The following is a 12,087-nucleotide window of genomic DNA, read 5'->3' on the forward strand; positions in this document are numbered from 1 at the left end:
CTCCAGCGCGTCGGGTGGTGCCGTGTCGATGGTGGGCGGGTGTCCTGCTACCCGCGAAGGTGGCGGCGCTAACCGGGGCCCCGGTGTCGTCGCCCCGGCAGCATAGCCCTCTGTGACGAGAATGGACCCGGTCACTTCGCCCTACGGGGCATTTATCGGTGATCCGGCACTTTCCCGTACCAATGTCGCTACCGACAGTGATCAGATGCCCGGAAGCGCGAGCATCTGGTCCAGGGCCACCCGCGCGTGGTGCGCGGTGTCCGCGTCGACCGTGATCTGGTTGACCACCCGCCCGGCGACCAGTTCCTCCAGCGCCCACACCAGGTGCGGCAGGTCGATACGGTTCATCGTCGAGCAGTAGCAGACCGCCTTGTCGAGGAACATGACCTGCTTGTCCGGGTTGGCCAGCGCGAGCCGGCGGACCAGGTTCAGCTCGGTGCCGACCGCCCACGCCGAGCCGGCCGGAGCGGCCTCGATGGTCCTGATGATGTACTCCGTCGACCCCACGAAGTCGGCGGCCCGCACCACCTCGTGCCGGCACTCCGGGTGCACGAGCACGTTCACGCCCGGCACCCGCTGCCGCACGTCGTTGACGCTCTCCAGGGTGAAGCGGCCGTGCACCGAGCAGTGCCCCCGCCAGAGGATCATCTTCGCGTCACGCAGCTGCTCGGCGGTGAGCCCGCCGTTCGGCTTGTGCGGGTCGTAGAGGACGCAGTCGTCCAGCGAGAAGCCCATCTCCAGCACCGCCGTGTTGCGGCCCAGGTGCTGGTCGGGCAGGAAGAGCACCTTCTCACCCTGCTGGTACGCCCAGTCCAGCGCCCGCCTGGCGTTGGACGAGGTGCAGACCACGCCGCCGTTGCGCCCGACGAAACCCTTGATGTCCGCCGAGGAGTTCATGTACGTCACCGGGACGGTGCGACCGGCGAGGCCGAGCTCGGTCAGCACGTCCCAGGCGGTCTCGACCTGCGACAGCACCGCCATGTCCGCCATCGAGCAGCCGGCGGCCAGGTCGGGCAGGATCACCTTCTGGGCGTCGGAGGTGAGGATGTCGGCGCTCTCGGCCATGAAGTGCACACCGCAGAAGACGATGTACTCCGCCTCGGGCCGCGCCGCGGCCTCCCGGGCCAGCTTGAACGAGTCGCCCGTCACGTCGGCGAACTGGATCACCTCGTCGCGCTGGTAGTGGTGCCCCAGCACGAACACCTTGCTGCCCAGCTTCGCCTTCGCCGCCGCCGCGCGGGCGACCAGATCCGGGTCGCTCGGCGCCGGCAGGTCACCCGGACACTCGACGCCGCGTTCGGTGGCGGGGTCGCTGCCCCGGCCGAGCAGCAGCAGCGCGGTCGCGGTGTTGGAAGGCTCTACCCAGGTCGACGTCACGTACCCCATGGTCCCACAGCGCGGGCGCGCCGCCGCCTCCGCCGGTGTGTGCTGCCACACTGCTCGGCATGCGCGTGCTGCTGTGTCCCGACAAGTTCGCCGGCACGCTGTCGGCCCCCGACGTGGCCGCCGCCGTGGCCGACGGCTGGCGGGAGGTCGCCGGCGGTGACGACCTGATCGTCCGGCCCCTCGCCGACGGCGGCCCAGGATTCCTGGACGTGCTCGCCGACGGGGTGGCCGCCCGCCGGGTACCGGTGCCCACCGTCGACCCGCTGGGCCGGCCGGCGCCCGGTGAGATCCTGGTCACCCCCGACGGCACCGCGTACGTGGAGAGCGCCCAGGCGTGCGGACTGCACCTGCTGGCCCCGGCCGAACGCGACCCGAAGCACACCACCTCGTACGGCCTGGGGCTGCTGGTCACCGCCGCCGTCGAGCACGGCGCCCGCGAGGTGGTGATCGGACTCGGCGGCTCGGCCACGAACGACGGCGGCGCCGGGCTGCTCACGGCGCTCGGCGTGACACCGCTGGACGAGACCGGTGCGGCCCTGCCGTACGGGGGAGCGGCGCTGGCCGCCGTCGCGGCGCTGGACGGCGCGCCCCGGCTGCGCGACGCCCGCCTGGTGGCCGCGACGGACGTGGACAACCCGCTGCTCGGGCTGCACGGCGCGAGCAACGTCTTCGGCCCGCAGAAGGGCGCCGACCGGGCCGACGTGCTGCTGCTCGACGCCGCGCTGGAGCGCTTCGCCGCCGTCTGCGAGCGGGACCTGCCGGGCTGCCCGCCCGGCCTGGGCGCGCTGCCCGGCGGCGGGGCGGCCGGCGGGCTCGGCGCGGCGATCCTGGCCCTCGGCGGCCGGTGCGAGTCGGGCATCGGCCTGGTCACCGGGGCCATCGGCCTGGACACCGCGCTGGACGCCGCCGACCTGGTGATCACCGGCGAGGGCTCGTTCGACCACCAGTCGCTGCGCGGCAAGGTGGTCGCCGGGGTGGCCGGCGCCGCCCGGGACCGGGGAGTGCCGTGCGTGGTGCTGGCGGGACGGGTGAGCACGGGCCGCCGGGAGGCCGCCGCGGCGGGCGTCACCGAGGCGTACAGCCTGGTCGAGCACTTCGGCGGGGAGGAGCGCGGCGGCGTGGAGGCAGCGATGGGCCGCCCGGCCGAGGGGCTGAGGGCGCTGGCGGCCCGGCTGGCCCGGCAGTGGAGCAGGTGACGGGTGGGGTCGCCGGGACGGTGCGGGCCGCGTCACCTGGGTGACCCGGTGCCGGGAGGCCTACAATCAAATACCGGACCACAGTGGGAATCGCTGACCGACAGGTGACGTTGGCCAGGACGACCACACCGTACGCGTGCAGGGAGAATTCCACGTGACCACGCCAGCGCAGACCGAGTCGACCGAGGCCCAGGCCCCCACGACCGTCATCCTCACCGACGTCGCGGCGCAGAAGGTCAAGGCTCTGATCGAGCAGGAGGGCCGTGACGACCTGCGGCTCCGCATCGCGGTGCAGCCGGGCGGCTGCTCCGGCCTGCGGTACCAGCTCTTCTTCGACGAGCGGTCGCTCGACGGCGACATCGTCACCGACTACGACGGCGTCGAGGTCGTGGTCGACCGGATGAGCGCCCCCTACCTGGCCGGCGCCACCATCGACTTCGCCGACCGGATCGACGCCCAGGGCTTCACGATCGACAACCCGAACGCGGGCAACTCCTGCGCCTGCGGCGACTCGTTCAGCTGAGCCTCCCCGACCGCGGGGCCGCCTCCCTCCTCGACGAGGGAGCGGCCCCGTCGTCGTGTCCGGCGGATGTCCGGCGGGCGGCCGCCGTCCGACCGGGCGGTCACCCCTCGGTGACCGGACCGGTAGGCTGACCGGCGCCCCGCCTCCCGACCCGAGGGTTGACATGAAGATCGCCGTGACCGGTTCGATCGCGACCGACCACCTGATGAGCTTCCCCGGCCGGTTCGCCGAGCAGCTCATCGCCGACCAGCTGCATAAGGTGTCGCTCTCGTTCCTGGTGGACGACCTCGTGCTGCGTCGCGGCGGGGTGGCCGCCAACATCGCCTTCGGCATGGGCCAGCTCGGCCTGCGGCCGGTCCTCGTCGGCGCGGTCGGCGCCGACTTCGCCGACTACCGGTCGTGGCTGGAGCGGCACGGCGTCGACTGCGACTCGGTGCACATCAGCGAGGTGGCGCACACCGCCCGCTTCGTCTGCACCACCGACACCGACATGTGCCAGATCGCGTCCTTCTACGCCGGCGCGATGAGCGAGGCCCGCAACATCGAACTGGAGCCGGTCGCCAACCGGGTGGACGGCCTGGACCTGGTGCTGGTCGGCGCCAACGACCCCGAGGCGATGCTGCGGCACTCCGCCGAGTGCCGGGAGCGGGGGTACGCCTTCGCCGCCGATCCCTCCCAGCAGCTCGCCCGGATGCCCGGCGAGGACGTCGTCGCCCTGATCGACGGCGCCGACTACCTGATGACAAACGACTACGAGAAGTCGCTGCTGCAGAGCAAGGCCGGTCTCAGCGACGCGCAGCTGCTGGACATGGTCAAGGTGCGGGTCACCACGCTTGGCAAGCAGGGCGTGGAGATCGCCGGGCGGGACATCGACCCGATCCACGTGCCGATCGCCCGGGAGATCCGCGCGGTCGACCCCACCGGCGTCGGTGACGGCTTCCGCGCCGGCTTCTTCACCGCGCTCTCCTGGGGTCTCGGGCTGGAGCGGGCCGCCCAGGTCGGCTCGCTGCTCGCGACGCTCGTGCTGGAGACCGTCGGCACGCAGGAGTACCAGGTCCGCCGCGACCTGTTCGTCAAGCGCCTCGCCGAGTCCTACGGCGACACCGCCGCAGACGACATCCGCCCGCACCTGCTGCCCTAACTTCCCAACCCCGCGCGGGTGGGGTGGTCAGTGGTGGCGGCGGATGTCGTAAGCGGGGCCGTCCTCGCCGTCGAGGCGGCCCAGGAACTCGTGGCCGCGCATGCGGCACCAGGCCGGGATGTCCACGGCCGCCGCGGGGTCGTCGGCGAGCACCCGCACCACCGTGCCGACCGGCAGCTCGGGCAGCCGCCGGGCCACCGCGATCACCGGCAGCGGGCAGCGCTGCCCCCGGCAGTCGAGCACCTCCCGCGGCAGCGTCAAAGCCCCACCACCCCCGCCTCGGCGCGCAGCCCCGCCACGATCCCCGGCAACTCGGCCAGGAACCGCTCCACGTCCGCCCCGGTCGTCTCCCGGTGCAGCGAGACCCGGACGTTGCCGTGCGACAGCACCCCCATCGCCTCCAGCACGTGCGACGGGCGAAGCGTCGAGGACGTGCACGAGGAGCCGGACGAGACGGCGAAGCCCCGCCGGTCCAGCGCGTGCAGCAACGCCTCGCCGTCCACGTACAGGCAGGAGAAGGTCACCAGGTGCGGGAGCCGGTGATCCGGGTCACCGACCACCTCGACGTCCGGCACCTCCGCCGCCACCCGGGCCCGGATCCGCTCCACCAGCGGCGCGAGCCGGGCCGCCTCCGCGGCCGCGTCGGCCGCCGCCGCCCGCAGGCTCGCCGCCGCCGCCACCACCGCGGGCAGGTTCACCACCCCGGGAGTACGCCCCGACTCCCGGTCGTCCGCCGGCCAGGGCGACTCCCAGCGGGTGCCCTTGCGCACCACCAGCAGCCCGACCCCGGGCGGCCCGCCCCACTTGTGTGCGCTCGCGCTCAGCACCGACCAGCCCGCCGGCAGCGGGGCGCGGCCCACCACCTGGGCCGCGTCGACGTACAGCGGCACGCCGGCCCGGGCGCAGGCGGCGGCCGCCTCGGCGACCGGCTGCACGGTGCCGACCTCGTGGCTGGCGGCGATCAGCGCGGCGAGCGCCACCCCGGGCGCGCCCACCGCCGCCGACCAGGCGTCGAGGTCGACCCGGCCGAGCCGGTCCACCGGGACGGACGTCGCCGAACCACCGGCGGCCCCGTGCTTCTCGGCCGCGTGCAGCACCGCCGAGTGCTCGATCGCGGAGTGCACCAGGCCGGTACCGACCCGGCGCCGCCCGGCGAGCCCGCCGAGCACGGCCGAGTGCGCGGCCGTCGTACCGCTGGGCGTGAACGAGAGCTCGTCCGCCCGGACGCCGAGCGTCGCCGCGGCGGCCTCCCGCGCGGCGTCCAGGAGCTGGCGGGCCCGGCGGGCCTGCGTGTACAGCCGCGCCGGATCGGCCCAGCCGTCGTCAAGCGCGGCCAGCAGCGCCTGCCGGGCGACCGGATGCAGCGGCGCCGCGGACGCCGCGTCCAGGTAGACCGGGGAAGCGCTCACGGTGCTACCTCTGTTCGCGACTGCGGGGCTCGCAACCCCGGCTCACTCCTCGCGCTCACGGTGCCGCCTTTGTTCGCGACTGCGGGGCTCGCAACCCCGGCTCACTCCTCGCGCTCACGGTGCCGCCTCTGTTCGCGACTGCGGGGCTCGCAACCCCGGCTCACTCCTCGCGCTCACGGTGGCCCACGCTATCGCGTCGGCGCGCCGCGATCTCCCCGATGGGGGCGGACAGCTACCCCAACACGGCCCAGCCCGTCATGGTCGAGTAATCTGCGACCGTCGGTGACGCCTTTGCCGCCGGTGCTGTCGCTCCGCCACCGGGCGGGGCGGTGCAGGACAAACACCGCGGCGCGCTAGGGAGGCAGGACCAGGTGGTCGCAAGGAGTTCGGAGGTACGGCCGTCGGCCGTGCGGCGCAGCGCTTCCCCGGGAGCCGGTGGGCGCCGGGGGCGGGGTGCCGGTCGGGTCGCCGGGCTCGGTCTCGGCGGAGCGGCGCTGCTGCTCCTGCTCACGGGCTGCGACGTCGGCGCCGCGTTCGGCGGGTTCGGCTGGCCGCAGGGCGGCATCACGCCCGAGGCGCACCGGATGTACGACCTGTGGATCGCGTCGTGCATCGCCGCGCTCGCGGTCGGCGTGTTCGTGTGGGGCCTGATCTTCTGGTGCGTGGTGCGCTACCGGAAGCGGGGCAACGAGCTGCCGGTGCAGACGCGCTACAACCTCCCGATGGAGTTCCTCTACACCATCGCGCCGATCCTGATCGTCTCCGTGCTCTTCTACTACACGGCGATCGTGCAGACCGACGTGGTGCGGACGACGAAGAACCCCGACGTCACCGTCGAGGTCGTCGCCTTCAAGTGGAACTGGCAGTTCAACTACCGCGACGGGCAGGGCCCGGAGGCCAACACGGTCGCCTCGGTGCTCGGCACCAGCGAGGTCATCCCGATCCTCGTGCTGCCCACCGACCGGTCCATCCGCTTCGAGGAGACCAGCCGGGACGTCATCCACTCGTTCTGGGTGCCGGAGATGCTGTTCAAGCGGGACGTCTTCCCGGGCAATGTGCGCAACGTCTTCCAGATCTCCAAGTTCGAGTCCGAGGGCGCGTACGTGGGCCGCTGCGCCGAGCTGTGCGGCAGCTACCACGCCTTCATGAACTTCGAGCTGCGGGTCGTGACGCCGGAGAAGTACGACCGGTTCCTGGCCGCCAAGCGCGAGGGCCGCTCGACGCAGGAGGCGCTGACCGCGATCGGCGAGGACCCGTTCGCGACGACCACCCAACCGTTCGAGACGCGGCGCACCGACGCGAACTTCAACCCGGACAACGCGTCCGCCGGCACGGGCAACTGAGGGGGCACGCATGAAGACCGAGTGGCGCATCTTCCTCGCCATCGCCGGGTTCCTGCTCTTCGCCACGGTGCTCTACGGCGCGTGGACCTTCGCCGACGGCGGCCGGGTCGAGTGGGTCGGCACGGTGGCCCTGCTGCTGAGCTTCCTGCTCTGCGCGATGTGCGGTGGCTTCTTCTGGTTCGTGTCGCGCCGGATCGACCTGCGGCCGGAGGACCGGCCGGACGCCGAGATCGCCGACGGCGCGGGTGAGATCGGCTTCTTCAGCCCGGGCAGCTACTGGCCGTTCGGCGTCGCGCTGTCGGCCACGGTCGCCGGCCTCGGCCTGGTGTTCTGGCAGTTCTGGCTGCTGGGCGTGGGCGCGGTGGCGGTCATCCTCAGCGCCTGCGGCCTGCTGTTCGAGTACTACAGCGGCACCCGGCGTACCGCCGAGCACTGACCCGGAACCCGTACCGACGCCGAAGCCCGCCTCCCGACCGGGAGGCGGGCTTCGACGTACCGGCCGGTGCCCGGGTCCGTGGCGGGCGGCTCGGCTCAGGCGGCCCGGCGGTGGACGGGCCGCCGGGGACGGCGGGCGGCCAGCCGCGGGGCGTGGAAGGCGAAGGTGGCGATGAGCACGGCCGCGCCACAACCGGTGCAGATCAGCTCGGGGCAGTCGGCGCCGTGCCCGTCGACGCAGGCCGGGGCCTCGAACGGCTGCACGCCCTGACAGACGTCGCAGTGCAGGTCGCGGGTCGACACGGGCGGCTCCTCTCGCTGCGGCTCCGTCGGGTGCCGACGGGGCGGAGAACTACTCGGATGTAGTTTTCCACGCCCGTCCGACACTCTCCGGGTACGCCACCCGCCACCGCCCGGCTGCGGGCCGGGCCGCGCCGATCAGTCGGCGGGTCGGGCGGAGCGCGCGACCTCGATCCAGCGGTCCAGGGTGCGGGCGGCGGCGCCGGAGTCGATCGACTCGGCGGCCCGGTCCAGACCGGCGCGCAGCGGCCCGGTGAGATCCCCGTCGAGCGGGCCCTGGGTGGCCAGCGCGGCGGCCGCGTTGACCAGCACGGCGTCGCGCACCGGCCCGGTCTCGCCGGCGAGCAGGCGGCGCACCACGTCGGCGTTGTACGCGGCGTCGCCGCCCCGCAGGTCGGCGAGGGTGGCCCGGGGCACGCCGAGGTCGGCGGCGTCCAGCACCGCCTCCCGCACGGTGCCGCCCTGCGCCACCCAGACCCGGGTCGGGGCGGCGGTGGTGAACTCGTCCAGCCCGTCCTCGCCGCGCACGACGAGCACCGAGTCGCCGCGGGCGGCGAAGACGGCAGCCATCACCGGCGCCATCCGGGCGTCGAAGCAGCCGACGGCGCCGGCCCGGGGCCGGGCCGGGTTGGTGAGCGGACCGAGGAAGTTGAACGCGGTCGGCACCCCCAGCTCGCGGCGGACCGGCCCCGCGTGGCGCATGCCGGGGTGGAACCGGGCGGCGAAGCAGAAGCCGATGCCGGCCTCGGCGACGCAGCTGGCCACCCCCTCCGGTCCGAGATCGAGCGGCAGCCCGAGGTACTCCAGCACGTCGGCCGTGCCGCAGGAGGAGGAGGCGGCACGGTTGCCGTGCTTCACGACGCGTACGCCGGCGCCGGCCACCACCACCGAGGCCATGGTGGAGATGTTCACGGTGTGCGCGAGGTCACCACCGGTGCCCACCACGTCCACGGCGCTCGCCCGCAGCTCGTCGGGCAGCTCGACCGGGACGGCGTGCCGCAGCATCGCCTCCACCAGGCCGGACACCTCGGCCGGCGTCTCACCCTTGGCGCGCAGGGCGACGGCGAACGCCGCGATCTGCGCCGGGGCCGCCGAGCCGGACATGATCTCGCCCATGGCCCAGGACGTGTCGGCGGTGGAGAGTTCCTCGCCCCGTAGCAGCGTGGCGAGCAGGTGCGGCCAGGTCCGATCGCCCATAGTGGGCCTCCCGAGCGGGTCCAGTGGATGGGGAACCGGCGCCGGTGGATCCGGCGCCGAGGCGGTGCCGGAGCGGGGGACGTCAGGCGGGGGCGTGCGTCCGCAGCAGCTCGGCCACCGTCGTGCCGGTGGTCACCGGGTCGAGCGGGTGCACCAGCGTCGCGTCGACCTCGGCGTACGCGGCGAGCCATCGGTCGGCGGCGCGGGCGATCACCAGACAGGTCGGGGGAGCGTCGTCCCGCTCGTCCTTGATCTGGCGGGCGATGCCGATGCCGCCGCCCGGGCTGGCCTCGCCGTCGAGCAGCAGGAGGTCGATCTCGTAGTCGTCGACCAGCCGGACGCACTCGTCGTAGGTCGACGCCTCGACGAACTCGATCTGCAGCCCGGGCGCGGGCCGGGTGCCGACGGCGAGCCGCATCCGGTCGCGGACCTGCGGGTCGTCACTGTAGAGCAGGACGGTGCAAAGACGATCGGTCATGGCTGGTCTGGCTCCCACCTCGTAGCTGCCCGCTGATCGTACCGGTAGGTGTGAGAAACGCTACGCGCGGCGGTGGGCGCCCGGCCGGGGCGGCTCAGGCCGTGGTCTCCGCGGCGCGCTGGCGGGCCTCCTGGCGGTCCAGCTCGCGGTCGATCCGGCGGGCCTCCCGCTCGGCCTGCCGCATCCACTGCACGACCAGCACGGCCAGCATGGTGACGCTGACGAACTCGCCGCCCGCCCACAGGATGCCGCCGGCGACCACCTGGTCCTCCCACGGGTCGGCCCAGGTGAGGTTCAGCGAGGGGTACCAGTCGCCGCCGAAGAGGGTGGTCGACTGCATGATCGTGAGCCCGAGCACGGTGTGGAACGGCACGGAGAGCAGCATCAGCAGGGCCCGGCCCGGGTACGGCCAGCGGCCGGGCAGCGGGTCGAGGCCGAGCAGCGGCCAGAAGAACACGCAGCCGGTCAGGATGAAGTGCGCGTGCACCAGCTCGTGCGCCCACGCGTGCTCGAGGGTGTAGCGGTACAGGTCGGTGAAGTAGAGCGCGAACGGGTTGACCACGAAGATCGCGAACGCGACGAGCGGGAAGGTGTAGATCCGGGCGACCGGGCTGTGCACGATCGCCAGCAGCCGCTTGCGCGGGCGCGCCGGCAGGGTACGCAGGGCCAGCGTCATCGGCGCGCCGAGCGCCAGGAAGATCGGCGAGACCATGGACAGCACCATGTGCTGGACCATGTGCACCGACAGCAGCGCGGTGTCGTACGCGTGCAGCCCGCTGACCGTCACCGCCGCGATGCCACCGAGGCCCGGGCCGAGGAAGAAGACCGTGCGGGCGACCGGCCAGTGGTCGCCGCGGGCCCGGAGGCGGTGCACCCCGTAGAGGTAGATCCCGGCGGCGAGGACCAGGCCGACGGCGAGCCAGCTGTCCAGCCGCGTCTCGGTGAACACCGAGGTGATGGTGAACGGCGGCGGGGTGGCCGCGGTCACCGACGGTGCGGCGACCGAGGTCGCGGTGAAGATCGGATCGGCGTGCAGCACGCTTTTCAGCCTAGGTCAGGCGAACCGGACCTCCCCGATCGGGCTGCCCTCAGCACCGGTTTGGCACCCCCGTGATCGTGGGCCCCGGTCAAGGGCAATAATGACCCCGTGACTGCGGCCCCAGCGATTGACAAGAGCCGGATCCACTCCCTGACCCGACCCAACATGGTCAGCGTCGGGACGATCGTGTGGCTCTCCAGTGAACTCATGTTCTTCGCGGCGCTGTTCGCGATGTACTTCTCCATCCGCGCCGCGGCGCCGGAGCAGTGGGCGGAGCACACCCCGCACCTGAACATCCCGTACGCGACGACGTTCACGGTGATCCTGGTGCTCTCCTCGGTGACCTGCCAGATCGGCGTGTTCGCGGCCGAGCGGGGCGACGTGCACGCGCTGCGGCGCTGGTTCACGATCACCTTCGTGATGGGCCTGATCTTCGTGCTCGGCCAGGTGAACGAGTACCGGGAACTGGTGCACGAGGGCATCAAGATCAACGGCGACGGTTACGGGTCGATGTTCTACCTGACCACCGGCTTCCACGGCCTGCACGTGACCGGCGGTCTGATCGCCTTCATCATCTTCATGATCCGCACCACCATGGGCCGGTTCACGCCGGCGCAGGCGACCTCGGCGATCGTGGTGTCGTACTACTGGCACTTCGTCGACGTGGTGTGGATCGCGCTGTACGCCATGATCTACTGGCTCCAGTGATCTTGGCGCGTCACGAACCGCGCCGCTGCTCCGTCTCCCCCAGGCAAGGTCCAACCGGTTAAGGACACAGGTCATGACTTCTGACAACGACCGCCGACGCGGTCTGCTCGCGCGGCTGCGCGGGCGGCCCGCAGCGCGCAGCAGGGGCCGCCGCCGGCTGGGTGCCGCGGTCCGGCTGCTGGCCGCGCTGATGCTGGCCGGCGGTGCCTACACCGTCTTCGCCCCCGGCGTGCAGGCGCAGGACACCCCGCCGCTGTCCGGCGCCGCAGCCGAGGGCAAGGCGCTGTTCGACGTGAGCTGTGTTACCTGCCACGGTCGCAACGCGCAGGGTGTCGAGGGGCGCGGCCCGAGCCTGATCGGCGTCGGCGCCGCCTCCGTCGAGTTCCAGGTGAGCAGCGGCCGCATGCCGATGGCCCGCCAGGAGGCCCAGGCGCAGCGCAAGCCGGAGGTCTTCACCGAGGAGGAGACCCGCCAGCTCGCCCAGTACATCCAGGAGCTCGGTGGCGGCCCGGTGGTGCCGGAGGGCGAGAACCTCCACGAGGACGGGAACATCGCCGCCGGTGGCGAGCTGTTCCGGATCAACTGCTCGCAGTGCCACGCCTTCGGCGGTGGCGGCGGCGCCCTCTCCTCGGGCAAGTACGCGCCGAGTCTGAGCCCGGCGACCGACCGGCAGATCTACGCCGCCATGCTGAGCGGCCCGCAGAACATGCCGGTCTTCGGCGACAACCAGATCACGCCGGAGCAGAAGGCGGACATCATCGCCTACATCCAGGAGACCCTGAACCACGACCAGGACCCGGGCGGCTTCAATCTCGGCCGCTACGGCCCCTCGACCGAGGGCCTGGCGATCTTCCTGGTCGGCATCGTCGCGCTGGTCTTCGCCAGCCTGTGGATCGCGGGCAAGTCGTGACCGGGCGACTGCTGAGTAACAT

The 12,087-nt window shown here is 72.7% G+C and carries 14 protein-coding genes; 7 read left to right on the forward strand and 7 right to left on the reverse strand.

All coding sequences use genetic code 11. The features are described from left to right. Positions 1–201 precede the first annotated feature (201 nt). Positions 202–1,377 carry a quinolinate synthase NadA gene (nadA, locus tag ABTW87_RS05520; RefSeq protein WP_350648778.1) on the reverse strand — a complete coding sequence of 392 codons (1,176 nt, stop codon included), beginning with the start codon at positions 1,375–1,377 and terminating at the stop codon, positions 202–204. A gap of 68 nt (positions 1,378–1,445) precedes the next feature. On the opposite strand from nadA, the gene ABTW87_RS05525 reads away from it, so the two are divergent. The 3 genes from ABTW87_RS05525 to ABTW87_RS05535 all read left to right on the forward strand — a co-directional run bounded on the left by ABTW87_RS05525 (position 1,446) and on the right by ABTW87_RS05535 (position 4,246). Continuing rightward, positions 1,446–2,582, forward strand: a complete 1,137-nt coding sequence (locus ABTW87_RS05525; RefSeq protein WP_350648779.1) for a glycerate kinase family protein — start codon at positions 1,446–1,448, stop codon at positions 2,580–2,582. Between the two features lie 154 nt (positions 2,583–2,736). Further along, positions 2,737–3,105, forward strand: coding sequence for an iron-sulfur cluster insertion protein ErpA (gene erpA / locus ABTW87_RS05530; protein ID WP_350648780.1), 369 nt, complete (start codon positions 2,737–2,739; stop codon positions 3,103–3,105). A 163-nt stretch (positions 3,106–3,268) separates the two neighbouring features. Further along, a complete protein-coding gene (locus tag ABTW87_RS05535; protein WP_350648782.1) occupies positions 3,269–4,246 on the forward strand; it encodes a carbohydrate kinase family protein in 978 nt (325 codons plus the stop codon). Positions 4,247–4,273: 27 nt separating this feature from the next. On the opposite strand, the gene ABTW87_RS05540 is transcribed toward ABTW87_RS05535, so the two are convergent. Continuing rightward, entirely contained in the window at positions 4,274–4,507 is a 234-nt protein-coding gene (locus ABTW87_RS05540; protein WP_350648783.1) for a sulfurtransferase TusA family protein, read from the reverse strand. Continuing rightward, the gene (locus tag ABTW87_RS05545; protein WP_350648784.1) at positions 4,504–5,655 is read right to left on the reverse strand and encodes a cysteine desulfurase family protein; all 1,152 of its coding nucleotides are present in this window, start codon (positions 5,653–5,655) and stop codon (positions 4,504–4,506) included. Before ABTW87_RS05545 ends, ABTW87_RS05540 begins: the two co-directional genes overlap by 4 nt. 371 nt (positions 5,656–6,026) lie before the next feature. On the opposite strand from ABTW87_RS05545, the gene ctaC reads away from it, so the two are divergent. Together ctaC and ABTW87_RS05555 are read left to right on the forward strand one after the other, a co-directional pair. Then, the gene (ctaC, locus tag ABTW87_RS05550; RefSeq protein ID WP_350648786.1) at positions 6,027–6,998 is read left to right on the forward strand and encodes an aa3-type cytochrome oxidase subunit II; all 972 of its coding nucleotides are present in this window, start codon (positions 6,027–6,029) and stop codon (positions 6,996–6,998) included. A gap of 10 nt (positions 6,999–7,008) precedes the next feature. Beyond that, complete coding sequence (locus tag ABTW87_RS05555; protein WP_350648788.1) at positions 7,009–7,434, forward strand: cytochrome c oxidase subunit 4; 426 nt, start codon at positions 7,009–7,011, stop codon at positions 7,432–7,434. 95 nt (positions 7,435–7,529) lie between these two features. Here ABTW87_RS05555 and ABTW87_RS05560 read toward each other — a convergent pair whose 3' ends face one another. From ABTW87_RS05560 to ABTW87_RS05575, 4 genes are all read right to left on the reverse strand, one after another. After that, on the reverse strand, positions 7,530–7,736 hold the full coding sequence (locus ABTW87_RS05560; RefSeq protein WP_350648790.1) for a hypothetical protein: 207 nt from the start codon (positions 7,734–7,736) through the stop codon (positions 7,530–7,532). 135 nt (positions 7,737–7,871) lie between these two features. Next, positions 7,872–8,930, reverse strand: coding sequence for an anthranilate phosphoribosyltransferase (gene trpD / locus ABTW87_RS05565; RefSeq protein WP_350648792.1), 1,059 nt, complete (start codon positions 8,928–8,930; stop codon positions 7,872–7,874). Positions 8,931–9,012: 82 nt separating this feature from the next. Next, entirely contained in the window at positions 9,013–9,408 is a 396-nt protein-coding gene (locus tag ABTW87_RS05570) for a response regulator (RefSeq protein ID WP_350648794.1), read from the reverse strand. Between the two features lie 94 nt (positions 9,409–9,502). After that, the gene (locus tag ABTW87_RS05575; protein ID WP_350648796.1) at positions 9,503–10,447 is read right to left on the reverse strand and encodes a cytochrome c oxidase assembly protein; all 945 of its coding nucleotides are present in this window, start codon (positions 10,445–10,447) and stop codon (positions 9,503–9,505) included. Between the two features lie 108 nt (positions 10,448–10,555). Between ABTW87_RS05575 and ctaE the strand changes: the two genes are divergently transcribed. Further along, positions 10,556–11,155 (forward strand): aa3-type cytochrome oxidase subunit III, encoded by a 600-nt coding sequence (ctaE, locus tag ABTW87_RS05580; protein ID WP_350648798.1) that lies wholly within the window; start codon positions 10,556–10,558, stop codon positions 11,153–11,155. 73 nt (positions 11,156–11,228) lie between these two features. Then, positions 11,229–12,065, forward strand: a complete 837-nt coding sequence (gene qcrC, locus ABTW87_RS05585; protein ID WP_350648799.1) for a cytochrome bc1 complex diheme cytochrome c subunit — start codon at positions 11,229–11,231, stop codon at positions 12,063–12,065. The last annotated feature ends 22 nt before the right edge of the window (positions 12,066–12,087 follow it).

Origin of the sequence: Micromonospora sp. NPDC126480, from assembly GCF_040302465.1 — a bacterium.
Taxonomy (GTDB): Bacteria; Actinomycetota; Actinomycetes; order Mycobacteriales; family Micromonosporaceae; genus Micromonospora.